General features: G+C 50.5%; 25 protein-coding genes and 1 tRNA gene. 16 read left to right on the top strand and 10 right to left on the bottom strand.

Annotated features, from left to right (window positions below; all coding sequences use genetic code 11):
* The first annotated feature begins 309 nt into the window (after positions 1 to 309).
* Together A8707_RS01320 and A8707_RS01315 are read left to right on the top strand one after the other, a co-directional pair.
* Positions 310 to 1,275: a UDP-glucuronic acid decarboxylase family protein gene (locus tag A8707_RS01320; protein ID WP_068814454.1), complete on the top strand. Its 966-nt coding sequence runs from the start codon at positions 310 to 312 to the stop codon at positions 1,273 to 1,275.
* A 112-nt stretch (positions 1,276 to 1,387) separates the two neighbouring features.
* A complete protein-coding gene (locus tag A8707_RS01315) occupies positions 1,388 to 2,797 on the top strand; it encodes a UDP-glucose dehydrogenase family protein (protein WP_068814453.1) in 1,410 nt (469 codons plus the stop codon).
* A gap of 153 nt (positions 2,798 to 2,950) precedes the next feature.
* Here the strand turns inward: A8707_RS01315 and A8707_RS01310 are convergent, their stop codons facing one another.
* Both A8707_RS01310 and sat read right to left on the bottom strand, forming a co-directional pair.
* Positions 2,951 to 3,682: a class I SAM-dependent methyltransferase gene (locus tag A8707_RS01310; protein WP_231947885.1), complete on the bottom strand. Its 732-nt coding sequence runs from the start codon at positions 3,680 to 3,682 to the stop codon at positions 2,951 to 2,953.
* 72 nt (positions 3,683 to 3,754) lie between these two features.
* Positions 3,755 to 4,945, bottom strand: coding sequence for a sulfate adenylyltransferase (gene sat, locus A8707_RS01305; RefSeq protein ID WP_068814451.1), 1,191 nt, complete (start codon positions 4,943 to 4,945; stop codon positions 3,755 to 3,757).
* A 161-nt stretch (positions 4,946 to 5,106) separates the two neighbouring features.
* Between sat and A8707_RS01300 the strand changes: the two genes are divergently transcribed.
* Positions 5,107 to 5,916 (top strand): WD40 repeat domain-containing protein, encoded by an 810-nt coding sequence (locus A8707_RS01300; protein ID WP_197484553.1) that lies wholly within the window; start codon positions 5,107 to 5,109, stop codon positions 5,914 to 5,916.
* 157 nt (positions 5,917 to 6,073) lie between these two features.
* Here the strand turns inward: A8707_RS01300 and scpB are convergent, their stop codons facing one another.
* A complete protein-coding gene (scpB, locus tag A8707_RS01295) occupies positions 6,074 to 6,571 on the bottom strand; it encodes an SMC-Scp complex subunit ScpB (protein ID WP_068814449.1) in 498 nt (165 codons plus the stop codon).
* 130 nt (positions 6,572 to 6,701) lie between these two features.
* Between scpB and A8707_RS01290 the strand changes: the two genes are divergently transcribed.
* The 6 genes from A8707_RS01290 (at position 6,702) to A8707_RS01265 (ending at position 11,037) form a co-directional block, all read left to right on the top strand.
* The gene (locus A8707_RS01290; protein WP_068814448.1) at positions 6,702 to 6,896 is read left to right on the top strand and encodes a DUF3285 domain-containing protein; all 195 of its coding nucleotides are present in this window, start codon (positions 6,702 to 6,704) and stop codon (positions 6,894 to 6,896) included.
* An 8-nt stretch (positions 6,897 to 6,904) separates the two neighbouring features.
* Positions 6,905 to 7,426, top strand: a complete 522-nt coding sequence (gene ybeY / locus A8707_RS01285; RefSeq protein WP_068814447.1) for an rRNA maturation RNase YbeY — start codon at positions 6,905 to 6,907, stop codon at positions 7,424 to 7,426.
* 135 nt (positions 7,427 to 7,561) lie between these two features.
* Complete coding sequence (locus A8707_RS01280) at positions 7,562 to 8,023, top strand: diacylglycerol kinase family protein (protein ID WP_068814497.1); 462 nt, start codon at positions 7,562 to 7,564, stop codon at positions 8,021 to 8,023.
* A 61-nt stretch (positions 8,024 to 8,084) separates the two neighbouring features.
* Positions 8,085 to 8,684 carry an anthranilate synthase component II gene (locus tag A8707_RS01275; protein WP_068814446.1) on the top strand — a complete coding sequence of 200 codons (600 nt, stop codon included), beginning with the start codon at positions 8,085 to 8,087 and terminating at the stop codon, positions 8,682 to 8,684.
* A 56-nt stretch (positions 8,685 to 8,740) separates the two neighbouring features.
* On the top strand, positions 8,741 to 9,508 hold the full coding sequence (locus A8707_RS01270) for an MBL fold metallo-hydrolase (RefSeq protein ID WP_068814445.1): 768 nt from the start codon (positions 8,741 to 8,743) through the stop codon (positions 9,506 to 9,508).
* A gap of 218 nt (positions 9,509 to 9,726) precedes the next feature.
* The gene (locus tag A8707_RS01265; RefSeq protein ID WP_068814444.1) at positions 9,727 to 11,037 is read left to right on the top strand and encodes an aminopeptidase P N-terminal domain-containing protein; all 1,311 of its coding nucleotides are present in this window, start codon (positions 9,727 to 9,729) and stop codon (positions 11,035 to 11,037) included.
* A gap of 35 nt (positions 11,038 to 11,072) precedes the next feature.
* On the opposite strand, the gene A8707_RS01260 is transcribed toward A8707_RS01265, so the two are convergent.
* Positions 11,073 to 11,906 carry an alpha/beta fold hydrolase gene (locus A8707_RS01260; RefSeq protein WP_068814443.1) on the bottom strand — a complete coding sequence of 278 codons (834 nt, stop codon included), beginning with the start codon at positions 11,904 to 11,906 and terminating at the stop codon, positions 11,073 to 11,075.
* A 585-nt stretch (positions 11,907 to 12,491) separates the two neighbouring features.
* Positions 12,492 to 13,970 carry a serine/threonine-protein kinase gene (locus tag A8707_RS01255; protein WP_068814442.1) on the bottom strand — a complete coding sequence of 493 codons (1,479 nt, stop codon included), beginning with the start codon at positions 13,968 to 13,970 and terminating at the stop codon, positions 12,492 to 12,494.
* A 22-nt stretch (positions 13,971 to 13,992) separates the two neighbouring features.
* On the opposite strand from A8707_RS01255, the gene A8707_RS30110 reads away from it, so the two are divergent.
* From A8707_RS30110 to A8707_RS01245, 3 genes are all read left to right on the top strand, one after another.
* Positions 13,993 to 14,121 carry a hypothetical protein gene (locus A8707_RS30110; RefSeq protein ID WP_269452636.1) on the top strand — a complete coding sequence of 43 codons (129 nt, stop codon included), beginning with the start codon at positions 13,993 to 13,995 and terminating at the stop codon, positions 14,119 to 14,121.
* Positions 14,122 to 14,145: 24 nt separating this feature from the next.
* Positions 14,146 to 15,198 carry a molybdopterin-dependent oxidoreductase gene (locus A8707_RS01250; protein ID WP_082906174.1) on the top strand — a complete coding sequence of 351 codons (1,053 nt, stop codon included), beginning with the start codon at positions 14,146 to 14,148 and terminating at the stop codon, positions 15,196 to 15,198.
* 77 nt (positions 15,199 to 15,275) lie between these two features.
* Positions 15,276 to 15,692, top strand: coding sequence for a hypothetical protein (locus A8707_RS01245; RefSeq protein ID WP_068814441.1), 417 nt, complete (start codon positions 15,276 to 15,278; stop codon positions 15,690 to 15,692).
* 11 nt (positions 15,693 to 15,703) lie between these two features.
* On the opposite strand, the gene A8707_RS01240 is transcribed toward A8707_RS01245, so the two are convergent.
* Genes A8707_RS01240 through A8707_RS01230 form a run of 3 tightly spaced genes read right to left on the bottom strand, consistent with a single transcriptional unit; the run spans position 15,704 to position 19,078 of the window.
* Positions 15,704 to 16,423 (bottom strand): ABC transporter ATP-binding protein, encoded by a 720-nt coding sequence (locus A8707_RS01240; RefSeq protein WP_068814440.1) that lies wholly within the window; start codon positions 16,421 to 16,423, stop codon positions 15,704 to 15,706.
* A gap of 24 nt (positions 16,424 to 16,447) precedes the next feature.
* Positions 16,448 to 17,665 (bottom strand): ABC transporter permease, encoded by a 1,218-nt coding sequence (locus tag A8707_RS01235; protein ID WP_068814439.1) that lies wholly within the window; start codon positions 17,663 to 17,665, stop codon positions 16,448 to 16,450.
* A 12-nt stretch (positions 17,666 to 17,677) separates the two neighbouring features.
* Positions 17,678 to 19,078 carry an efflux RND transporter periplasmic adaptor subunit gene (locus tag A8707_RS01230; protein ID WP_068814438.1) on the bottom strand — a complete coding sequence of 467 codons (1,401 nt, stop codon included), beginning with the start codon at positions 19,076 to 19,078 and terminating at the stop codon, positions 17,678 to 17,680.
* Positions 19,079 to 19,611: 533 nt separating this feature from the next.
* Between A8707_RS01230 and A8707_RS01225 the strand changes: the two genes are divergently transcribed.
* The gene (locus A8707_RS01225) at positions 19,612 to 20,700 is read left to right on the top strand and encodes a hypothetical protein (protein ID WP_068814437.1); all 1,089 of its coding nucleotides are present in this window, start codon (positions 19,612 to 19,614) and stop codon (positions 20,698 to 20,700) included.
* A gap of 67 nt (positions 20,701 to 20,767) precedes the next feature.
* Here the strand turns inward: A8707_RS01225 and A8707_RS01220 are convergent, their stop codons facing one another.
* Positions 20,768 to 21,628, bottom strand: a complete 861-nt coding sequence (locus A8707_RS01220) for an alpha/beta fold hydrolase (RefSeq protein ID WP_068814436.1) — start codon at positions 21,626 to 21,628, stop codon at positions 20,768 to 20,770.
* Positions 21,628 to 22,818: a homocysteine biosynthesis protein gene (locus A8707_RS01215; protein ID WP_068814435.1), complete on the bottom strand. Its 1,191-nt coding sequence runs from the start codon at positions 22,816 to 22,818 to the stop codon at positions 21,628 to 21,630. Before A8707_RS01215 ends, A8707_RS01220 begins: the two co-directional genes overlap by 1 nt.
* A 137-nt stretch (positions 22,819 to 22,955) precedes the next feature.
* Here A8707_RS01215 and A8707_RS01210 point away from each other — a divergent pair, with 137 nt between their 5' ends.
* From A8707_RS01210 to gltX, 3 genes are all read left to right on the top strand, one after another.
* Positions 22,956 to 23,168, top strand: a complete 213-nt coding sequence (locus A8707_RS01210) for an acetyltransferase (RefSeq protein ID WP_068814434.1) — start codon at positions 22,956 to 22,958, stop codon at positions 23,166 to 23,168.
* A gap of 283 nt (positions 23,169 to 23,451) precedes the next feature.
* Positions 23,452 to 23,525: transfer RNA gene (locus A8707_RS01205), tRNA-Asp, on the top strand.
* 104 nt (positions 23,526 to 23,629) lie between these two features.
* The gene (gltX, locus tag A8707_RS01200) at positions 23,630 to 25,084 is read left to right on the top strand and encodes a glutamate--tRNA ligase (RefSeq protein ID WP_068814495.1); all 1,455 of its coding nucleotides are present in this window, start codon (positions 23,630 to 23,632) and stop codon (positions 25,082 to 25,084) included.
* Positions 25,085 to 25,222 lie beyond the last annotated feature (138 nt).

Genomic DNA, 25,222 nt, shown 5'->3' with positions numbered 1-25,222 from the left:
AGTCTCTTGATTTTGGGGGATTATGTTTTCTGCCCAATCAACACTCTAACTTTAAGATTCAATGAAGTCTTATCGCTGGGGTTCCGTTTCAAACAAGCTTTTTGTTAAAGTCCTAGTGCAAATGTCAATCCTTCCAGAGTCTATGTGTGGAAGGAATCAAGTCGTTTTACCTAGTCCGCGTTCTGTATATCGGCATCGCTTCTGGGTACGCTTTTGGCATGGAATGGAAAAATCATTTACCGCAGCTTTGAATGGAGAATCCCTCCAACCCGTCTTGCCCGTTTGCAGCTCTAATAGCTTACTGAAACTATGCGAATTCTTGTTACTGGTGGTGCTGGCTTTATTGGCTCCCATCTCATCGATCGTCTCATGGCTGAAGGACATGAAGTAGTTTGTTTAGATAACTTCTATACAGGACATAAGCGTAACCTTCTTCAATGGCTTGATAACCCCTACTTTGAGTTGATTCGCCACGATATTACAGAGCCGATTCGACTAGAAGTTGATCAGATTTATCACCTAGCTTGCCCTGCATCCCCGGTTCACTATCAGTTCAATCCCGTCAAGACGATTAAGACCAATGTAATCGGGACGCTAAATATGTTGGGCTTGGCAAAACGAGTCAATGCTCGATTTTTGCTTGCCTCAACCTCAGAAGTGTATGGCGACCCAGAAGTGCATCCTCAGTCAGAAGAATATCGGGGGAGTGTTAACCCGATCGGCATTCGCAGTTGCTATGACGAAGGTAAGCGGGTTGCAGAAACTCTGGCATTTGACTATCACCGCCAAAACGAGGTCGATATTCGGGTTGCCAGAATCTTCAACACCTATGGTCCGCGGATGTTAGAAAACGATGGTCGAGTGGTCAGCAACCTCGTCGTTCAGGCGCTTCGCAACAAGCCGTTGACGGTCTATGGCGATGGGTCGCAAACCCGCAGTTTCTGCTATGTCTCCGATCTAGTAGAAGGCTTGATGCGCTTGATGAATGGCAACTTTATCGGTCCTGTAAACTTGGGCAACCCAGACGAGTACACCATTCTGCAACTTGCTGAAGCGATTCAGAAGATGGTCAACCCGTCAGCAAATGTGAAGTTTGAGCCACTTCCTCAAGATGATCCCCGTCGTCGGAAGCCCGACATCACCCGTGCCAAGACTCATCTCGGCTGGCAGCCGACAATTCCGCTTCAAGAGGGCTTAGAGCGGACGATCGCAGATTTTCAGAGTCGTATTGGGTCTTACGTTCCGACCGAGCCTGAGTCGGTTGTGGCTCACTAAGAGCAGTGCGTTCCCTCAGTTGCCCTGTCCCTATCTGAGGGAACGCTAGGTGCAGATTTGTCAAACGTTGTGTTCGCTGTCTTTTATTGTCCCCCTTATTCGAGGAGCTTCTATGCGGGTTTGTGTCATTGGTACAGGATATGTTGGGTTAGTGACCGGGGCTTGTTTGGCTCACGTTGGACACCAAGTGATCTGTGTGGACAATAATGAAGCCAAAGTAAAGTTAATGCAGTCTGGGCAATCACCGATTTTTGAACCGGGACTCTCGGAGATCATGCAAGGGTCAATTCAATCGCAACGATTGACATTTACAACGGATCTGGCAGCCGGGGTCGAGCATGGGCAAGTTCTGTTTATCGCTGTGGGAACTCCTGCCTTGCCGACGGGAGAAAGCGACACCCGCTATGTGGAAGCGGTTGCTCGTGGCATTGGGTCTCATCTAAACGGCGGCTATAAAGTGATCGTCAACAAATCGACAGTGCCGATCGGGTCGGGTGACTGGGTGAGAATGCTCGTCCTCGACGGCGTTGCAGAGCGCAAAGGACTCATGGCTCAACCTGTACTCGCAGGAATGGGCATTCAAGACGCTGTGATCCCAGCAACCGTCAGCGAAGACTACGATTTTGATGTCGTCAGCAATCCAGAGTTTCTGCGCGAAGGGTCGGCGGTGCATGACACGTTTAACCCCGATCGTATCGTGTTGGGCGGCAATAGCTCTCGTGCAGCCGCGCTGATGCAAGAACTCTATACGCCAATCATTGAGCGGCAATTTGCTGAAGATAAAACTCAGCCTCCTGTGCCAATGGTGGTGACGGATCTAAGCTCGGCAGAGATGATCAAATACGCGGCGAATGCGTTTCTCGCGACTAAGATCAGCTTTATTAATGAAGTGGCGAATATCTGCGATCGAGTCGGTGCAGATGTAACTCAAGTTGCCAAAGGCATCGGGCTAGACTCTCGCATCGGCAGCAAATTTCTGCAAGCGGGTCTAGGCTGGGGTGGGTCTTGCTTCCCGAAAGACGTGTCGGCACTGATTCACACGGCTGATGACTATGGGTTTGAGACGCAGCTTTTAAAAGCGGCGGTGAGTGTCAACCAACGTCAAAAGCTGATCGTCGTTGAGAAACTTCAGCAAGTTCTCAAAATCTTGAAGGGCAAAACGATCGGTCTGTTGGGGTTGACCTTTAAGCCTGACACCGATGATTTGCGCGATGCGCCTTCGCTGTCTTTAATTGAGAATTTGACGCGCCTAGGTGCCAAGGTCAAAGCCTACGACCCGATCATCTCGCAGACTGGGATGCGCCACGGTCTGTCAGATGTAATTGTCGAAACAGATGCCGAGCGACTAGCCGATAGCTGTGATGCGTTGGTGTTGGTGACTGAGTGGCAGCAGTTCCAAACGCTGGACTATATCAAGATGGCACAGCTAATGCACTCCCCGATCATGATTGACGGTCGCAACTTCTTAAATCAAGCGGTGATTGAAGAAGCTGGGTTCCGCTATGTTGGGATTGGTCGTTAAGGCTCGTTTGTTGAAATAGAAAGCCTGTGGAGATGCTCGATCGAGCTTCCACGGGCTTTTTTGTGACGCTAAATCGGCGAGGCACTCAACAGGAGGAAGACGTTCCGGTGGAACGTCTCTACGGCATTGGGTGAATTTGTTGTTCGATTTGGGCTAATTTTGCTTCTCGAAAATCATCAGGTGCTGTTGCGGTAAATCGTTTTTGGTTTCGAGATAGGTCAGTCCGACGGCTTCCATTTCTTTCTGTACCTGCGTTTGTGTCATTTTGTGAAGTCCTTTGATTAGAATCAGAGGATTTTCAGCGCGATACTCGACTAAGACGGCTCTGCCTTTGGGTTTTAGGGCTTTGACGATCGAGGTCATCACCTCTTGGGGATACTCAAATTCATGATAAGCATCGACCATTAGCGCCACATCGACGCTTTCAGCCGGGAGATTTACATCCATTGTGCTGCTTAAAATAGGCTCGACGTTTGAGAGGTGATTTTTGGCTTTCAGCGTCGTTAGAATCTCAATCATTTCTGGCTGGACATCGACTGCCAGCACTTTGCCCTTTGGCACACGGGGCGCAATCCGAAAGCTGAAGTAGCCTGTTCCAGCGCCGATGTCAGCGACGACATCTGTTGACTTGAGATTCAGGTCATTGATGACTTTTTGGGGTTGCTCCTCACCGTCGCGTCGATAGCGCTCTAGCCAGTTAGCGCCTTCATATCCCATAACATGCGCGATTTCTCGCCCTAAGTAGACTTTGCCAATTCCGTCGGGGTTATGGTGCGATCGCACTTCGTAATTCGAGCTATCCGCGAGGGCGATCGGGGACAATCCCAGCCCACTCAGCCCCAGCACTATCACGGTCATCACCTGCAAGAAAATCTTTCTGACCACAGTTTTACCCTACTTGATAAATCACTCACCATAGGACTTTCAAAACACGTCTTAGCCCTCATCCTTCATGGTTTAGATTCCGTCAGCCCAAACCGGAGTTGGAGCCTGCATCGCCTTGGCAAGTTCTGCTGCGACTTCAGGGCGAGAAAACTCTGGAGGTGGTAGCTCGCCGCGACGCAGCATCTCCCGGACTTTGGTGCCTGAGAGGTGAACCCGCTCTTCAGGAGTGCTGGGGCTAGTTTTAGTTGTTGCCATGCTGAGAGTGCGCTTGCAGTAAAACGCGTGCTCAAACTTCATCGGCTTAATACCTAGTGCATCGGGGTCAAATTCGTCAAAGATATGCTGTGCGTCATAGGTGCCGTAATAGTCGCCCACCCCGGCGTGATCGCGTCCCACGATGAAATGGGTGCAGCCGTAGTTTTTGCGAATCAAGGCGTGGAAAATAGCTTCACGGGGTCCGGCGTAGCGCATCGCGGCAGGATTGATGGCAAGAATGACCCGATCTTTCGGGAAGTAATGTTCCAGCATGATTTCATAGCAGCGCATCCGAATATCAGCCGAAATATCATCGTCTTTAGTGACTCCAACCAGCGGATGAAGGAATAGCCCGTCTACGGTTTCTAGGGCACACTTTTGAATGTATTCATGAGCGCGGTGAATCGGATTGCGAGTCTGAAACGCGACGATCGTCTTCCACCCTTTTTCTCTAAATAGAGTGCGCGACTCGATCGGATCAATCTGATACGTCGGAAACTGAGGATGAGCTTCTCGCTGAAGCATCCACACTGCACCCGCTAGATTGATCGCTCCCTGCTTATAGACGACTGCCACACCGGGATGTTTTTCTTCGTTGGTGCGGTAGACATGAAGCGCCTCGTGAACCTTGTCGTAGGCATATTTCTGCGTGAGTTCGAGCACCCCGATAAAGCGACCGTCACGATCATCTAATCGCACTAGACTTCCTTCTTTGAGAGGCTCGGCAACCTCTTCTGTGACAGGCAGCGTGATCGGAATCGACCAAGGCAACCCATTCGTTAAATGCATCTCATTGACGACCCGATCGTAGTCGGCTTTTTCTAGAAAGCCAGTTAACGGGCTAAAGCCACCAATCGCAATTAGTGCCAGATCAGAAGCTGCCCGTTCATCAAGCTGCACTCTAGGCAGGTGGTCGGCTTTTGAGAGAAATTCGGCTTGTTGGGCGGGGCTTGCGATGCGATTGATTAGCTGCCCACCGTGGGGAGCAATGCTGTCGGGGTGACTCATAATTTGCAGGGTTGCGGGATGTAGAAATCTCCTTCCTTTACGCAAAAAGGAGCCTTTATTGAGGGTAGCAGGATTAGGATCGAGAACGGTAAAATTAGCGGCTCAAAGCGTTGACTTGCTCTAGGAACCGCAGACAGTAGAATGGGTTTGTGATCAGTCCTGTGAATCAACCTCAAAACGATGACGCGGTGCTGGGCGGTCAGGTGACAGTTCCGGCAGGAAGTGTCGTGCTAGGCGGACTAGACGGACTTCGACGACGGTTTGCGAGCGATCGGGCAGACCAGCGCATTGCCGCACTTCGCGAAGGAAAAACGTCTAAGGCGGGGCTAGGTTTTTTGATTCAGGGCTTGCAAGATTCGTCCCTTGAGGTGCAAAAAGTAGCGTATTTGCTGCTGCAAGCGCGATCGGAACTCAAGGCAAAAAAAGCGTTAGACGACTACAGCCCCTATGCGCTGTTTGAATGTCTGGCTACCCTGACGGGACACGCAGCGGGAATTACGGCGATCGCGATCGCCACGCGTCATTTTATCTATCGCCCTGATCAAGAGATTCTAATCAGCGCCAGCCGCGATGGCGTGGTCAAAGTTTGGGATTTGCAGGCGGGTGAGGAATTGTTTAGCGTTAACACCTGGTCGATCGTGTTCGCGATCTCGATCGATGCTGACGAAGACAGTTTCACGATTAGAACTAAACAGCAGGTGGTGAAATCGTGGAGTCTAAGAACCGAGGAAGTGGTAACCCCTTCTCAAAAGCAGCCAAGAAGTATTGCGTCGGTGACGGTGAATGAGGGCAGACATCTGATTAGTGGAAGTCGCAAAACTATCAAGATTTGGGACTTACACGCGGCGCGAGAAGTCTGCTTACTGCAAGGACATTCGAGCTTAGTGACCGCCGTAGCGGTGAGTGGCGATCGCCCTTTATTAGTCAGTGGTAGCGACGATCGCACCGTCAAAATTTGGGGAGTTGTCTAAAGTAGAGATGTGTGGTGTCTCCGAGTTGCGATCGCCAAAAAATGATGGTTCTCACCGTCCTCTATAATTATCCGTCTGATTCGATTCGCTGGGATTTTCAGAACATAATCGGGAAACTTCGATTCACGTCACAGCGATTCTCAATTCAGCCGTATGGTCATTCCTGCTTGTTTTTTAGCTTCTCGAAGCTCTGAGGCAACTGATTGAGTTGAAAATATTGATGAAATTTATCTGTGACCTGAATCCAATACGATCGCCCGTCTGACTGCCGTCGTTTGCGAACAAATCCCTGCAAAACTAGCTCCTGGACGTGCTGATAGGCACCCGATCCTCGCAGGTCTACCAGATCGGTTTGGGCGATTGGACCTTTAATCGCAACCGCCGCTAGAGTTCGCAACTCACCGATCCCCAAATCTGCCGGAACCATAATTTGCACGAGATGTTGAAAGGCTTCTCGTAGCTGTAAGCCATGACCGTTGGGCGTTTCTACAATTTCTAACGCGCTATCTCGGTGAGCATAGTCTGCCATTAACTCTAAAAGTCCTTCTTCGGCAGAGTCACGATCGCACGCCGCCGCCTCGGCAATCTCAGCGATCGACAACGGTTGCGCCTTTAGATAGAGAATCGCTTCAATGGTGCTGGCAAGACGAGACATGAGAAAACTGTGCAAAAGAACAATGAACCGAAGGAGCAGAGTGTCCGCAAATTGTTACATTGATGAGTGACCATCCCTTTAGGGTATTGGCAATCTTAATCGTTTTGTAAGCTGTAACACTTCAAATTTTATGAGCAATCCCTCTCCGATCTCCGAAATTCCGGCTGAGTCTCCAGTCTCTGACTCTAAAGAGAAGAAGCCAAGCTATGTCAAGCTGGCGATGCGAAACATGGTACGCAAACGCGGCACCTCAATCTACCACTTTGCTTTGACCACGATCGGGCTTCTGACTGCCTTGGTCGGGCTTGCTTACATCACTCGTTAGGAGACTCCATGCAGGTTGAAGTCAGCGTCCAAGAGTGTTTTTTAGCCGATCGCGCTCAGACTCTCGTTTCGGTGGAAACTTGGGAGATTTGGTTTCGTCATTGGCTAAAGCTTCTCAACCCGATCGATGTCGAAGACGGTTTACCTCTGCATCTTCATGAAGCCTATGAATTAAGTTTGCGGCTGACCGACGATCGGGAGATTCAAACCCTCAATCACCACTATCGCCATCAAGATCAGCCGACCGACGTGCTGGCGTTTGCGGCACTCGAAGTAGACTCTCCTCAGCCCGTCGATGAGCTTGAAGCGCTGTATCTGGGAGATATCGTGATCTCGATCGACACCGCCACCCGACAGGCACAGCAGCAAGGGCACCCGCTGCAAACCGAGCTTGCTTGGCTGTCAGCACATGGGCTTCTGCATCTTTTAGGGTGGGATCATCCCGACGACGAGAGCTTGACCCGAATGTTGAATCAGCAGCAGGTTTTGCTTGTCGCGATCGGGTTAGCCGTGCCGATCTCTTCTTATTAATTTAATATTTTTGAACAAGTCTTGTAATACAGTTTTCTAAGCTGACTTGTCGCAAAATGAAGCAATAAACCGCCTTCTGCTGAGTCCATCGCGCTAATTTTGCGGCTGATCGCCTATTCTGTTCCCCCGCTAACTATGTCCCAAGAACTTCCTAGCCAACCCCCAAAGCGCCCAGCTAAAGTGGTGCCTCTCAAGCCTACTCGTGATTTGGCGTGGCAAGTGGCTCCAACGCTGTGGACGAGCTTCAAATATGCCTGGATGGGACTCAGCTACGCCTTTCAAACGCAGCGCAATTTTAGAATTCATGTCTTTGTGGGCGCTCTAGCAATCAGCCTGGGCGTTTTTTTGCGTCTCAGCGTGGTTGAACTGGCAGTGATTGGGTTAACGATCGGGGCAGTGTTAGCGATGGAATTACTCAATACCGCGATCGAGTCCGTGGTCGATTTGACGGTCAAGCAGTCTTATCACGAACTCGCTAAAATCGCTAAAGATTGCGCGGCAGCAGCGGTTTTGGTGTCGTCGATCGCGGCTCTATTAGTCGCTGGATTTCTGCTGTTGCCTAAGCTCTTTCTCTTCATCCAAGCGTTTCATTCGTGACTGCTGAGGCAACTCAAAGAGTGTGAGAGGATGAAATAAGTTTCGTCCCTTATGCTTTCAAATGATTCTCGTCATCGACAACTACGACAGCTTTACCTATAATCTAGTGCAATATTTAGGTGAATTAGGGGCTGAGTTTCCTATAGCAGCAGACATTCAAGTTTATCGAAACGACCAAATCACGATCGACCAAGTGCGCCAACTTAACCCAGCAGGAGTCGTCATTTCACCTGGACCGGGACGACCCGACGACGCAGGTATCTCGCTCGACTTGATTCGGCAACTGGGTTCGGCGATGCCAATTTTAGGCGTGTGTCTGGGGCATCAAAGCATCGGGCAGGTGTTTGGAGGCACGATCGTCGCTGCCCCACTGTTAATGCACGGCAAAACCTCTGAAGTGCATCACACCAATGCAGGCGTTTTTAACGGACTCGATAACCCGATGACCGCAACTCGGTATCATAGTCTGGTAATCGAGCGGCAGTCTTGCCCAGAAGTCTTAGAGATCACAGCTTGGGTAGATGATCAGACCATTATGGGCGTGCGTCATCGGCAGTATCCTCACATTCAGGGGGTGCAGTTTCATCCAGAAAGTGTGCTCACGGCATCGGGGAAGCAGCTACTGAGGAACTTTTTGCAGGAAATTAGGGGTCAGAAATGAGAGGGCTTGCCCAATTCTTGCTGATCTCTAATCTCTAACCATCGTTGTGAGGCTTTATGAAACGAAGACAGTTTGTGCAATTTGCCGGAGCCAGCTTGCTCACCGCAGTTGGGACAAGTGTGATCTCCGGGTTTGACTCTGCTCAAGCGCAGACTGGCTCACTCTCGGTGCAATATCTAGGACACACTTGCTTTTTGTTTACCGGAAGCGGGCAGAAAATTCTCGTCAATCCATTTCGGAGTCTGGGTTGCACAGCCGGATATCGTGCGCCAAAAGTCAATGCTGATTTGGTGCTGATCAGCAGTCAGCTTTTGGATGAAGGCGCGATCGAGCTAGTGCCCGGAAATCCTCGCTTGCTGTATGAAGCAGGAGCCTATAATGTCAACGGAATCAAGATTCAGGGAATCAGCGCTGACCACGATCGGGTCGGGGGCAAGCAGTTTGGCAGCAACGTGGCTTGGCGCTGGACTCAGGGAGGGGTAACCGTTCTTCACTTGGGTGGAGCTGCCGCACCTATTTCGCTTGAGCAAAAAATTCTGCTAGGAAGCCCAGACGTGTTGTTTGTCCCAGTGGGCGGCGGACCGAAAGCCTACACGCCTGAAGAAGCCAAACAAGCGATTAACGTGCTGAATCCTAAACTGGTGATTCCAACGCAATATCGCACCCAGGCGGCTAAAGATCAGTGTGATCTGGTGGGTCTCGATGCCTTCCTCAAGCTGATGAGCGGGGTTGCGGTGCGAAAAGGCGGAGACTCCATCTCAATTCAAAAAGCAGATTTGCCCAAAAATGGGATGGCGATTCAAGTTTTGAGTTACAAATTCTAAAGAGGGTGAAGGGTGGAAACTCCTTTTGCCCTTCGTTATGCGATGTGCGACTTTCCTGAAACACCCGCAAAGACAGCCCTCTCCCAGTGGGAGAGGGAACCGGAACGGGCTGAAAGCTCTTCTCGTTGGAGAGAAGGGTTGGGAGGCTTCGCCCCACTGCGTGAGGAGGGGAAATCAGTGGCACATCGCATTTTGTCCTTCACTCTTCAATTTTCCTTATGCAGTCAGATTATCGTCAGCGTCGCGAACAGTTTATGACCAAAATTGGGTCAGGCACCGCCATTCTTCGCAGTGCGCCGACCGCTGTAATGCACAACGATGTGGCATATAACTTTCGGCAAGACAGCAATTTTTTCTACCTGACAGGCTTTGATGAACCGGATGCGGTTGCGGTGTTTGCGCCTCACCATGAAACCCACAAGTTTGTGCTGTTTGTCCGACCCAAAGATGCCGATAAAGAAACCTGGTCAGGCTATCGCATTGGAGTAGACGCTGCCAAAGAAAAATATGGGGCAGATGAAGCCTACCCGATCGCCGAACTCGACGAGAAGTTAACGCAATATGTCGAGAAAGCCGATCGCATCTATTACCATTTGGGGCGCGATCGAGGCTTCAACAACACAGTTCTCAATCTCTGGCAGCGGTTGATGTCCACCTACGAGAAGAAAGGCACAGGACCGATCGCCATTGAAGATCCGGGACCGATTTTGCATCCTTTGCGGCAGGTGAAAAGCGCGGGTGAGCTAGAGCGGATGCGAAAAGCGGTTGCGATCGCGGCAGAGGCGCATAACCTGGCGTTAGAGATGCGAAAACCAGGCTGCTATGAGTATGAAATTCAGGCGGAGATGGAGCGTCTGTTTCTGCTCAGAGGCGGGTTAGGAGCGGCATATCCCTCGATCGTGGCATCGGGCGCAAACGCCTGCATTCTGCACTACACCGAAAACCGTCGCCAAATGCAAGATGGAGAAATTCTGTTAGTCGATGCAGGTTGCTCTTACGACTATTACAACTCCGACATCACGCGGACGTATCCCGTGGGCAGCAAATTCACCGACGAGCAGCGCATTCTGTATAAATTAGTTTTAACGGCGCAGTTGAAGGCGATCGAGCAGGTGCAACCCGGCAATCCCTGGAATCTATTTCACGATGCCGCCGTGCGGACGATCGTCGAAGGGCTAATGGGGCTGGGATTGCTGCAAGGAGACCTCGAAGAAATCATCAAAGAAGAAAAATATAAGCCCTTTTTTATGCACGGCACGGGTCACTGGTTGGGGCTAGATGTCCACGATGTTGGGGTGCGACAGATTGGCGAAACCTGGCAGTCGTTCCAGTCGGGGCAAGTCGTAACAGTCGAACCGGGAATCTATATTCGACCGGACTTTAAGCCATTTGAAGGACAGCCAGAAGTGCCCGATCGCTGGCGTGGCATCGGCATCCGCATTGAGGATGATGTGCTAGTGACCGACACCGGAAATGAAGTGTTGACGGCTGCGGTGCCCAAAGCGATCGAAGCAATGGAGCGACCCTAATCTCTCTGCACGGATAGTAGAGCGGCTGGGAGAAACTAGCGATCGGTCACCCAGCCGTTGCTCACCAAATCGACCCAACTTTCAACGAGTTCGCCCCGGTGCAGCAGTTGCCAAAGTGCCTGATTGACGAGGTTGGGCGCTTCAACCATAACCGAGTGACCCGAAGCGGGCACCGTCAAATGAACGCTGCTCGATAGGTGAGCGGCGAGTTGGTCGCCCATCATTGGCGGAAACACGGGGTCGCGTCCTCCTGTAATCACCACCGTCGGACAAGTCAGCGCGTGTCTTCGACCGTCATAGCCCCAAAACGACTCGATCGCTTCATAGGGGTGTGCGTGTGACGGCAAATCAGACGAGGGATTTGAGTTTTCTGAAGGACTTCGCTGTATCAACTGCTGAATCGGAGATGAGTGATAAATCTGGTATCCGCCCGCCGCAAAAAACTTCATCAGCGGAACTTCCCACCAGGGCGTGAGATTGTGAGTGCCGCCTGCGATCGCGATCATCGCTGTGGTTGGGTGACGCGCTGCCCACTCTAGTCCAATCGTTACGCCATAGCTGTGACAGCACAAAATCGGCTGCTCAAGACTGAAGTGATGCAAGAGCCGAGTCAAATCGCGGCGATGTCTGCCCACCGAATAGCGACGATAGCGCCCAGACTCGCCATGCCCCGCCAGATCGTAAGCGAGAACAGCCCGATCGCGCGACTGCAAAAATTCCCACTGGTTTTGCCAGTTAAAGCGATTGCCTAAGCCCCCATGTACCAGCAAGATCGCAGGAGCTTGCCCCGGTGAATAAGCCACTTGCAAATCTACGCTACCCAGCCTGACGATCGAACCTTTTAAAGACTGCACTGCTGGATCTAACATTAAAAATAAAAGACCGTAAAATCAATATAGCTACCTAAAGGTAAATTTTTCGGGAACTTTGTTTAATTTTGAGTTCTAATGTAACGAGTCTTTTTACTGTTTAACCTCTGAAGCTCCATCAACTGATCAGCTTCTGTTCTAAAGTAAGAGCGGTATGACTATGACCTATAGAATTCATCAAATAACTGGTGAAGTTGCAACCGATGCAGAAACTGGGCAGGCTCTCCACGATCTCATCTAACCGGAACTGCGTGCTGAAGATTCTGTAAAGCTTGACTTTAGCGGAGTCAATGTCTTTGCTCGATCGATAGCGCAAAAGAGTACTATTCTATAGACTTCTGCTCCCTCTAGCAGCGGAACGAATCGAGAGATTGAAAAACTTACGAGTGGCTCTGTTTCTTGCTTTGAATGAACCGAGACATCAAACGTTACAGACTGTTCAGAAAACGTCCTTTAGGGTTATCGTTTGTAGGTTGCTACACTCAGTACGTTTTCAATAGTTAACGCAGGGTAATATTACTTGTCTGTTGGGTATATGAATTAGCAGAACGATTAACTAGACGAGTTTACGATTTTGAAGACATTTCATAGATCGCGAGGTGAGAGTCCGTCGGAACCGCTTCCCTTTGCCGATTTCTTCAATAATTCGTCAGCGATCGCATTCCACTCATCTCGCATTGCTTGGTCTTTGTCGTCACTGCTCAAGAGCTTGCCCTTTTGATTGGGATATTTGATATAGAACTGGTCATTGACCGATCGTACAAAAGCAGCGTAGTCAAGCCCCAATTCTTTACAGCGAGTTTCTAGATCCGTGCTTTGAGACTGATTACTTTGAGGCTTTGAACCTTGGGCGAGTTTTAAAGCGGGTGCAATGCTGGGAACTAACGCCAAAATTTGCGGCACTGCCCACGTCACTAGCCCAATCACAAGCCCGAAAATCACAAGTCGATAGACCAGTTTAAAAACTCCAAACACCGTAAATTTGACGACTCCGAAGACTCCTTTCAAGATAGCTCCGATCAAATAAGCCGTTCCTTTGACCATCCAGACCGGGGAATAGAGAATGGCATTGAGCGGCGATCGTTGAGCCTGTCGAGAAGCAACTTGTCCTGACGACCTCGCCTTTACCACAGTCGTTGCCCGTCTGCGCCCCACCAACGCCAGCGTATTTTGCTGCGTCAGCGAGGTTGGCGCTGATGCCATAGGTTGAGCAACGGGGGCAGGTTGGATCTGGATGGGCGAAAGAACTGCTAAAACATCGTCTGCCGAAGGGTAGCGATCGCTCGGTTTATAACTCAACAGTCGATTGAGAACAAACGCTAACTCAGGGTTCACTGTGACATGGCGCTGCCAGATCCACGTCAGTGCCACTGGGTCATAAAGCGATTTGGGGTCTCGTCCAGTTAACAGCACGACACAAGTGACTGCCAGCGCATACAAATCGCTACTCGGATTTGCGGTGCCTGCCTGAAGTTGCTCAGGGGAAGCGTAACCTGGTTTGCCGACAAGCGTGTGATTGGTGGGTTGGGCGAGTTTGTTGGCGAGGGCTTTGACCACCCCAAAATCGATTAGGACGGGTTTTTGATCGGGCGATCGTAAAATAATATTGTCAGGCGCAATGTCTCGATGCACGATTCCGGCGCTGTGAATGTAGGTCAACACAGGCAAAATCTGATGCAGAAGCTGCAAAATTTCTGCCTCGCTAAAGCCCTGCCCCTGTCGCGCATCCATCAAGGCTTCGTAGGTGGTGCCTTCAATATAGTCTTGGGCGAGAAATAGGAGTTCTCGATCGAGATAATGCACCCGAAACATTTCTCGAAAACGAGGAATCTGAGGATGGCGAAGCTGATAGAGTACGCCTGCCTCGCGTGTAAACAAGTCTTCTGCCTTGCGTAAATTGGCAGCGCTTTGATCCTGAGGCGCAAATTCTTTGAGCACACACAGCTCACTAAAGCGATTGGTGTCGATCGCCAGATAGGTTCTGCCAAACCCTCCGTGCCCCAACACGCGCTCGATGCGATATCGGTTTTGAATCACGGTGCCATCAGGAAGCGGTGAGTGCATAGCAGTAGGGGCAAACGTGTAAGTGCAGGATTTTAAGCGACCAACCGGAAATGCGCCTTACAAATTTAGCATTCCACCCTCCAAAAGCAAGCAGATTGCAGGCAGTTCAGCGATCGACCCAGTTCTGCTCAGGATGTTGGACAATCAATAAAGCACTGTGTCGCCTTTCTAACTTGTGAATCGTCGAAAACTTCTTAAACACCTCCTCCAGACCTCTGGCGGATTGGTTGCGGTTAGCTTGATTGGGGGCTGTCAGAGCAGGACGATCGAGCCGCTCTTTCTCTTGAGTCTGCTAAATCCAGAAACCCCGCTGCCGGATCATCTAATTACGCCGCTAGACGAATTTTATGTCCAGTCCTATGCGCTGCCTTCTACAGTCGAAGCAGATAAGTGGCAACTTAAGATCAAAGGAGCCGTCGAAAAGCCTCTGACTTTGACACTTGAGAATGTTCTGCAAGCGCCGCAAGAAGACTTTCACCTGACAATGGAGTGCATCGGCAACCCCGCAGGCGGCAATCTGATTGGCAATGCCCTGTGGACAGGAACGCCGCTTCTGCCGTTTCTGAGACAGGCGAATGTTCGCTCTGATGTGCAGGAATTTGCCCTCAAGGGGGCTGATTGGTATGAAACCACTTTGCCTGTAGCTGACATTATGCGCGCCGATGTGCGACTCGTCCATCAGATGAACAAAGAGCCTCTGACGGCTGCTCATGGCTATCCGATGCGGCTGATTGTGCCCGGACATTATGGGCAAAAACAGCCCAAATGGATTGTTGAGATTGAGGCAATCACAAAACCAAAAACGGGATTTTGGGAGAACCAGGGCTGGTCAAACACGGCAGAAATTCCGACTCATGCGCTGATGCGGCAGGTGCAAGACACACGGGTGTGGAATCGTCAACATCAAGTTAACGTCAGTCGAGATGGAGAGTCGGGTTGGCAAAAAGGCATTTTATTAGCAGGAGTCGCCCTCGATCGCTCTAGCTCAATTCAGACGATCGAGGTCAGCACTGACAACGGCATTTCCTGGAGTCGAGCCAACCAAAACCGCCCCAATTCACCCCATGAGTGGACGCTATGGCGCTATCTCTGGAAACCTCAGCAGCCTGGAAATTACACCTTATTGGCGCGGGCAACATCCGATCGTCAACAGCAGCCGCTCGAAGATAGCAACGGCAAAGATGGCAGTTCAGGAATTCTAAACATTCAGGTCACATTACAGACTTAGGAAGATGGCAACGATCGTCAAATCGCGCTAGATTCAGATCAGGGTGCTGTTGCTCAACACCAACCTCAGTAAGAGCTATGTTAAAACGTCTGTTTCTAATAGTTGCCTTGTCGGTTTTCGCGATCCCGATTCATGGGGGAGGCGCGATCGCGTCGCCGGGTGATATTGGAGGTTCCCCGGTCAAAGCGGTTCCGACTCCAACCACTTACACGCCGATTTACTCTCAGACCAACTATATCGATCAGTTTGGTGTTCCTCAATCGATCATTATCGTTGCGCCGACCTATACCTACGACAGTTTTGGGTTTAGCTCTACCTCTTCAGTCAGCTATCCTCAAACGGTGATCGTGACTCCTAACCGTCAGACCACCACCATTCGAGGTCTGCTGATTCCGAATGTGCCTTTTCATCCATCTCGATCGTGCAATCAGTTGACGTTGGGGCTGGCAAGCGGTCGATCAGTGTCAATTCACTCTAGTTCAGGGTGTTGGTAAAGCTTAAAGAATCAAGCCGCCGTTACGGTTCCTAAATCGGCTGGAGAGAGATAGGGTTGCATCACCTGACCATCTTTAAACCAGATAACTCGATCGGTGCATCGTGCTACATCGGGTTCGTGAGTCACCATCACAACCGTCATGCCGAACGCGTTGAGTTCGGTAAAAATTGTCAGAATTTCTTTGGTGGTTTGAGAGTCTAGCGCCCCGGTCGGCTCGTCTGCTAGCAAAAGAACGGGATTGTTGACGATCGCGCGGGCGATCGCGACTCTCTGCTGTTGTCCCCCCGATAGTTGATTTGGTCGATTGTTGAGTCGGTTTTCTAACCCGACGCGAATCAATGCCTCGGTTGCTCGTTTGCGGCGTTCCTCTGTTGGAACGTTAGCGTAGATCATCGGCAGCATGACGTTCTCTAGAGCAGATAGCTGCGGTAACAAGTGAAACTGTTGAAACACAAACCCCAGCTTTAAATTGCGGGTGTGTGCCAACTGTTTGTCGGCAATTTGAGAAACATCTGCGCCGTCTAGATAGTAGCGTCCAGCAGTGGGACGATCGAGACATCCAATAATATTCATCATGGTGGATTTGCCTGACCCAGACGCACCCATGATGGCGCAATATTCGCCCTGTTCGATCAGCAAATCGACACCCGCCAATGCATGAACTTCGGTTTCACCAAAGCCGTAAACTTTGGTGACTTCTTCGAGACGAACAATAAGGGGATTTGGCATAGCAAAGAATGAATCGTAGTAGGGTTAGGCGCTTCTGAGTGCCACGATCGGATCGAGTTTTGCCGCTTGTCGCGCCGGAATCACGCCAAAGATCAGCCCGATCGAGCCAGACACGCTCACAGCAAGAGCGATCGCAACTGGTGAAACGCTGGCACTTAAGGGCGAAAAAGCTCCGACTAACAAGATCCCACCGACTCCAACCGCCGTGCCGATCACGCCACCTGCGGCTGAAAGCAACACCGCCTCAATCATAAACTGGATCAGAATGTCGTTTTCGGCGGCCCCGATCGCTTTCCGCAGTCCGATTTCTTGAGTGCGTTCGCTCACCGAGACCAGCATGATATTCATGATGCCGATGCCGCCGACCAACAGAGAGACTGCGGCGATCGCTGCCAGCATTGCCGTCAATCCACCTGTGATCGTGCCGACGATTCGCAGAATATCTTTTTGAGTTTGGACGGTGAAATCATCTTCATTGATGATTTTGTGACGCAGCCTCAGCAGATTTGTGATCTGAAACTCGGCAGCGGGGACACTCGCTTCATTTTTGGCAGAAATTGAGATAATTGAGACATCTAAGCCATAGGGAGAAGTCCGCCCAGTTAAAACGCTGGCAGTCGTCGTCAACGGAACATAGACTGCATCATCTTGATTGCTGCCCAAAAACGAGCCTTTCGACTGCATAATGCCGATCACTTCAAAGCTGACATTGCGAATGCGAATTTGCTGTCCGATCGGGTCTTTTCCAGCAAAAAAGTCAGTGGCAATCTGAGAACCTAGCACCGCAACTCGCTTGTTTCGCTCTAGATCCAAATTGGTGAGAAAGCGACCTTTTGCGACATTAAAGTCACGCACTGAGAGAAACTCTGGCGTAGTTCCAGTGATTAAAGAACTGCGATTGCGTCCGCCATAGATGAGGGGCAGTTGTGCCTGACGTTGAGCCGCGACTCCTTTGACTGAGGGCACTTGAGACGCGATCGCTTTCGCGTCGTCCCAGACCAGCGTTCTCGGCAAGTTTGTCGTTCGCTGTCTCGCTTGGCTAGAGCCAGGAGACACAAACAAAACGTTTGGACCTAACGACTCAAACTGCTCTGATGCTAATCTCTGTGCTCCTTGTCCAATGCCAATCATGGCAATCACTGACGCGTTGCCAATCACCATTCCTAGCATGGTTAAACTTGTTCGCAGTTTATTCGCCGTTAGCGTTTTGACTGCCATTTTTCCGCTTTCTAGCCAGTCCATTGCGATGCACCTTTAATTATTTTTAGTGGCTCCCGGTTTATCTTTGATGATTTCGTCCAGCTTTTTGCCATCTGGAAGCTGCACAAATACCTGATCCCCTGTTTTCACACCGTCCATGATTTGGGTTTGATTGTTGAGATTAGTGCCGATCGTCACGGGTCTAAACTGAGGCTGGTTTTTTGCGTCAGGAACCAACACACCCGTTTGTCCTTTTTTGGTGACGATCGCCACGGTTGGCACAAGCATCGCCGATTTAAGCTGATTGCCCAAGAAACTCAGATCTGCATTCATGCCCGACTTGAGTTTTTCTCGACCTGACAGCAGTTGGATTCGTACCTGAAATGCCGTGACATCTCGCTCAACTACCGCTTCAGGTGAGATCAGACGAACTCGCCCCTTAAATGTCTCTTCAGGAAACGCATCGACCTTCACCTCGACTTCCTGCCCTGGCTTAATTTGTCCAATATCCACCTCCGGGACTTTTGCCAGAACTTCGAGATCACTGGCAAGCGCCACGATCGAGGTCGAGGTCGCCGAAGTCGTGGATGAGGCAGAAGTCGTCGGAGTCACAAATGCCCCAACGCTGGCATAGCGCTGCGTGATCAGTCCAGCAAAGGGGGCGCGAATTATCGTGTCTGCGATGTTGGTGTCAACCTGCGTCACCTGAGCCACTGTCGATGCCACTCGTGCTTCTGCTTGACCGATTTCCTCACGAGTCGAGCCGTTGCGACGCTGTTCTAGCTGCTGAACGGTCTGATTATATTGCGCTTGAGATTGGCTCAGTTGTGCCTGCGCCTGGTTGAGGGTTTGCTTGGCGTTCTGCTCTTTGCGCAAAAATTCTTCTAGCGAGTTGGTCGAAATCGCTCCCTGACCTGCAAGCTCTTGCTGGCGGCGAGTTTGAGATCTGGAAAACTCTAGTAAAGATTGAGCATCGGCAACCTGTCCACGCACGCGATCGATTTCTCCTCTCGCACGAGCCACCTCAGATTCGGCTTGCCTGACTTCTTCAACTCGCGTTCCGGCTTGCAGTTGGGCGAGTCGCTGCTGGGCTTCTTGCACATTGGCAACGGCTTGAGCGCGTTGGGCTTGCAGTTCAGAACTTTCCATGCGCGCGATCGCTTGTCCTGCCTGCACGCGATCGCCCTGTTCGACAAACAGTTCAGCGATTCGTCCAGAAGTTTTAGGACTCAGATTTACGGTTTGGACGGGCGCGATCGTGCCACTTGCCGTAATTCGCACGGTCACGGTCTCTGACTTTACAGGCACCGTTAGCTCGGCTAAGTCTTGCTTTGGAGTTCCTCGTTTTAGAACTCCATAGGTGACTATGGGCACAGTGATCACTCCTGCTGCTAGCAGCCCAATTATCCAGGCGGCGGGCTTTTTACCAACTTTGCCAAACAAAGGAATTTGCATCGGTAGAGTCCTGAAAATAGGACGGGGAGTTAAAAAATAAAGCGTCTCTGTAACCGATCTACTGGTAGAGTCTCATTTATTTAGAAAACTTGACGGTGACCCGACCTGAAGGGTTCACACTGATTCATAAAGATCTTTACAGACCAAAGTGTTAACAATGATCACTTCTTATAGTTTACACTTCGTTACTTGATAGTGTCCTAGAAACTTAACGAAGATATCGATTTAACAGAAACTAGGGAAGTCTTAAAATTGTTACTTGAGCATTGGTTTGAAGCCCGTGAGAAATCAGTATTATGGGCATACTGCTATTGCTGCACTCATGCCCTAAATGCTAAGAATGAGTTTAAAGGTTGACCCTTGTTGAGGATAAAACCCAGCAAGATCTTCAAATCGATCGAGTCAGAAAACAACGCCCGAATGTTTTTTCCGTAAAACGGGTAAAAGCTTTCGGATTCGCCTCCCGTCCGAATGCATTCAGTACAATAGTCTGACTGCCATTCTCTGCCCTCAGCCTGTGACGATGATAGCCTATGAGTCCCTTGCCTAACCGCCCTCTTCAGCCACCTAAGCCTCCCTCATCCCAGCAATCTTCCGATGAGTGGGCGACCAACGTTCAAACAGGTGCGATCGACAGCAGCCACGTGCCCGAACCATCCAACAGTTCAGATGCACAACCCGTGGCTCGACCTCCGTTGATGCGCCCGATCGCTCGACCCGCTGCGCCTCCAGAAGTCAGTGAGCCTAAAAAGCCTGAGCCTGTTGCTGCCGCCCCTGCACCCACGGTTCCGGCTGTGACCGCAGACGCAGCCCCGACTCAATCTGAGTTAGACGGCTTGCGTCAGCAGCCAATTCCGGCACCGAGCGAACCCATGCAATATCGAGCGATCGGGCTATTGCGGGGTCGCTATACAGCCGAAGACGAGCAGTTTACTCGCGGAACTCTAACGACAACTGACGGCACTGACATTCAGGCGGTGCTTTTGGGTCGGGTCATGAGTCTGGTGAGAAATCATCTCGATTTAGAGCAAGACCATCTGTGGGTGGTTTATCCTCGCACTCGTGAAAAAGAGCAAGATCTGCACGCCCAAATCGTCGGGGTGTGGGAGCCAGAAAAGCTGAATAAGTCAGAGTCTGAAGAGACGAGCGAAGAGCAGCCAACCATCTCTTATCAGCCGTCGTCGGAAGTCGATAACGATTATTTCTCGATTCGAGGAGAAGTAATTTTTCAATCGCCAGAAGACAACTCGATCGTGGTGAAGATTCAGCAGGCTCCTCGCAAAAAAGATGGCGATCGCATCAAGTCTTTTAAGCTCAAGCTCGAAGGCAGCCTGACTGGAAAAGTCGTCGGCTATTTTTGGGATCTGCAAGTGCGTCGGCAAGGCGACAATCTAGTCATTCATCAAAGCAGCCCGATCGGGATGATTCCGCCTAAAAAGCGATCTAAATCTTCGTTCGATCAAGGCGATCGTCCGAGACGAGATTTTGCACCTCGTCCTGGCGGCAGCTTTAATCGGAGTCCGCGACCGACTTCTAGCACAGCGGCAAGTAGCCCTGCACCTGTGCGAAAAGACCCGTTACCCAAACCTGTCAAAAAGCAGAATCCGGTAGCAGAAGGTTAGAGACCGTTTAATCAATTGGCTGAGAATGGGGGGCAGATGGCTATCTGCCCCTTATTTATTGAAAGATTTATTTTTTGTAGACGATGAACCCGGCGATCGCATCTAACAAAGCCTGCGGTTCGTCGGCTCGAATTGAGTGCCCGCTGTTTTCAAAAATCCGCAGATCTGAGTTGGGAATCGCGTTGGCAATCTCTTCTGAAAATTCTGGCTGACAGATCCAGTCATGCCGTCCGGCGATCACGAGGGTCGGAGCGGTGATTTTGGGCAACTCAGCACGAATGTCATAGGAGCGGAGAAAGCCACCAAACGCGACGTTAATTGCATCGACTGAGAGAATGGTGCGATCCCAGCTTTCTTGTTTAGCATTGGGATCGTAGGTAACGGAATACATCGATCGCATCAGCCGAAAATAGTCCCGCAACTGGTCTTCGGTTTCAAAGTTGCCATTCCACAGATATTGCGCGATCGCGTTCTGTTCGTCAGTGCCTCGTTCTTTTAAGATTTCTTGAGCGCGACTCAAAAAGCGAGAATCGGGAACGGTGGCGATCGCAATTAAATGAGACACGTTTTGCGGATAGCGAGTCGCATAAGTCAATGCCACCATGCCGCCATAGGAGCCACCAATTACGATAATTTTGCCCAGTCCTAAATGCTGTCGCAGCGCTTCCATGTCCTCGACATTGTTATCGAGCGTGTAGGTCGATTTGTCGCCTCGCGCCGATCGTCCCTGCCCCCGATGGTCAAAATAAACGAGCTGCATCTTCCGACTGAGCGACGAGAAAGTTGGCTTATAGCTGCTGTGATCGGCTCCCGGACCGCCATGAACCAAAAACGCGACGGGTTTCTCCCGCATCTGAGCACGATCGGGCACGAGTCCCGATCCTTCCACATCGAAATAAAGAGTGGTCTCGCGAACGTTGGCAAACATCAACTACCTCGCAAATCTTGCGGAATGAACACCCGATCGTTGGGGATCGGTGCGACAGCTTCACTTAGCATAAACGTCCCGGCTTCGATCCATTGCTTTAGCTCTAGGGCGACTTGGCGGGATAGATAAAGACTCGCAAGCGGCGCAACCCGAACCGATTTGCCATCGATCGCCAACCTGCCTGACTTGAGTTGGGCATAGCTCACCAGCCCAAACGTCGGACGAACGCGACGAGGAATCGAAAAATCGACGACTGGCGCGACTAAATCCTTGTCCTGCACGGCACAGTGAGCGACGACTTCCTCAGTCAGCACCGGGAGCGGAATGCCAACTCCCAGCATTAGAGACGCACCATAACCTTTGAAATAGCAGCCTCTCACCCATCGGGCATCCATTTGTTTTGCGTCGCCAATCAGCGCCAACGTTGCCGCAGGTCCGATCGGAGTCCGGTTGGGCAGTCGTTTTTGTAATGGAAAGTGCTGCGTCCCTTCCCAAGTGACGTATCCGATCGCGCCTCCCAAAAAAACCCGCGTCCCGATGCCGATTAGCTGTAAGTCGGGATCGTTTAACAAAGGCGAAATCGCGCCAGGATTGGAGTAAACCGCATTGCCTAACTGGGGCTGAAGCGGACCTAAATAAGTAAACAGAGGACGATCGCCGCCATTCACGCCAACGATAAAGTTTTGATAGAGATTGCGCGGATTGAACAGATAAAATTGATTGATGCGATCGCGAGAAATCGTTGTCTCAAATGAAGCGCGAGGATAGCAGTCTGTCACCTGTCCGATCGCTCTCAGATGCACCGATTTACCCGCAATCAAATCTTCGATTACGTGCCCACCGCCGCGAATAGTACTTCGCGATTCGTCACCGTCTGCTGCCTCACCCATGCTGGAATACTCAACCATCTGTGAGGCTCCAATGTAGAGATCGACGGCTCCAAACCCGGCATAAGCAGAGACTCCATCGATCCAGCATTGCCGAATTTTGATCGGCGGATCGGTCTGTCCCAAGTTGAGAATTGCGCCCGATGACTCCATTGGCTCAAAGGTGCCAGTCGTGATCACATCGACTTCTTTGGCTGCCTGAGTGACTCCGACCTCTACGACTCGTGCTTTCAATTCTTCTACGGTTTGCACGATCGCTTGTCGCCGCGTGATTTTGTCGTTAATTTCAGCGATCGTTCTCATATCGTCTATTCCTGGAGGCTCACCGCCATTATCCCCCCATCTCTTCTGCCTTAACCGTCCCTACGATAGATGAGAATAGGCAGCTAAACATCGCATCTTGAAAACGTCATCAAATAATTTGTTATGGGAGAGCCGGAATGCTTTTACAAGAAAAACAAACTGGAAACTTAGTTGAAATTTTAGATTTAGAAGAACTCTTTAACCCGGTGCAAAACGAGATTCACGGTCGCATTCAGTCTGGGCAAGAAGAACAAGACCCCGAACCGATTAGCAAAGACACCTTGCTGTTTCCCTCTGGCGAAACGCTGCCTCGCTGCTGGATGGATGCCGACTATCACAGCATTCATTAGAGTCGGTTGAATTGGATCGATCGTGACGGCTCAGAGGGTTGAAGATTAAAGTAAGACCCGAATTTGCCCTCACCCTTACCCTCTTCCCAAGGAGAGGGATCGAGATCTTAGCTCCCTTCTCCCTAGGGAGAAGGGTTGGGGATGAGGGTTATCCGAGAATATGCAATTCCCGGAAGTTACTCAATCCACAATCCAAAGAATGTTTAGAACGATTTGTTTGACAAAAAGCCGCCCGATCGGCACAATAGAGACTGCGCTAATAAAAAAGTGCCCTTAGAAATGAGGGACTGTAGTTCAATTGGTTAGAGCACCGCCCTGTCACGGCGGAAGTTGCGGGTTCGAACCCCGTCAGTCCCGTTAAGAGAAAGGATGAAGAATGAGGGATGAAGGATGAACTAAAATTCATTCGACATCGTTTGGGCTTCATCCTTTTTCTTTTTCGCCCTTCATCCCTCACCCTTATGACAGTTCGCGTTCGCATTGCTCCTAGCCCAACCGGAAATCTACACATTGGTACAGCAAGAACTGCTGTATTCAATTGGCTGTTTGCTCGTCACAAACAAGGGCAATTTATCTTGCGGGTTGAAGATACTGACGTGGAGCGATCGCGCCCTGAGTTTACAGACAACATTCTAGAAGGGATGACGTGGCTGGGGCTGACGTGGGATGAAGGTCCATTTTTTCAGTCAAAGCGGATGGATCTGTATCGCCAGTCAATCCAAACGTTGCTCGATCAGGGGTTGGCATATCGCAGCTATGAAACCCCCGAAGAACTTGACGCGATGCGAGACGCACAGAAAGCTAAAAATGAGGCTCCTCGCTATGACAATCACCACCGCAATCTGACCCCCGATCAGCAAGCTGCGTTTGCGGCTGAGGGACGCAAGCCTGTAGTCCGATTCAAAATTGAGAACGATCGAGAAATCTCCTGGAATGATTTGGTGCGCGGAACGGTTTCCTGGAAAGGTCGCGACTTGGGCGGCGATATGGTGATTGCCCGTGCGTCTGAAGGCGATGATATCGGTCAGCCGCTCTATAACTTTGTCGTCGTCGTGGACGACATTGACATGGGCATTACTCAGGTGATTCGCGGAGAAGATCATATCGGCAATACGCCCAAGCAAATTCTGCTTTACGAAGCGCTTGAAGCCACCGTTCCAGAATTTGGACATACACCGCTGATTCTCAACTCGGCGGGGGCAAAACTCTCAAAACGAGATGGAGTCACCTCGATCGCAGACTTCAAAAAAATGGGCTACACGCCCGAAGCGCTAGTTAACTATATGACGCTGCTGGGCTGGTCGCCTCCAGACTCAACCCAAGAGATTTTTAGTTTGTCTCAAGCGGCAGAAAACTTTAGCTTCGATCGGGTCAACAAAGCCGGAGCTAAGTTCGATTGGGACAAACTCAACTGGATTAATGGGCAATATTTACACGCGATGCCCGTTGATCACCTCACAAATCTGCTGATTCCTTACTGGCAAGAAGCAAGTTATAAATTTGATCCGGTGGGCGATCGCCCTTGGCTAGACCAAATTTCAGCCGTAATTGGGGCAAGTCTGGCTCGCCTTGACGAAGCGATCGAGATGACCCGCTACTTATTCATTGCAGATGTCGGGTTTGACGAAGAAGCCACCACACAGCTTCATCAAGATGGCTTGGCAGCGGCATTAACCGCCGTGTTAGACGCAATTCCTGCCGAACCGTTGACCGATGGAACGATTCAGGAAATCGTTAAGCAAGTCGTCAAAGACAAAAATATCAAGAAAGGCTTTTTGATGAAATCGCTCCGGGCGGCTCTGACGGGTGCCCTCAAAGGACCTGATTTAGTGCAGTCTTGGCTGATTTTAAATCAGCGCGGCATGGATCGGCAGCGATTGCAGCAAGCGATCGCCCTTGCAGAGACGGCATCCTAAAGAAAGTGGGGAAATCACTATCGCCCCGCATCTCAGGTTGATTGTCTGAACGCTCACAATTAGGTTAAATTTGATTAAGATACTTCTCATTAAAAGTTTGGAAGCCTGTCGATCGACGGTCTAAATGAGAAATCACTC

Source organism: Phormidesmis priestleyi BC1401, assembly GCF_001650195.1.
In the GTDB taxonomy this organism is placed as follows: Bacteria; Cyanobacteriota; Cyanobacteriia; order Leptolyngbyales; family Leptolyngbyaceae; genus Phormidesmis_A; species Phormidesmis_A priestleyi_B.
The sequence above is the reverse complement of the archived record's forward strand: the minus strand, read 5'-3'. Positions and strand labels throughout refer to the sequence as shown.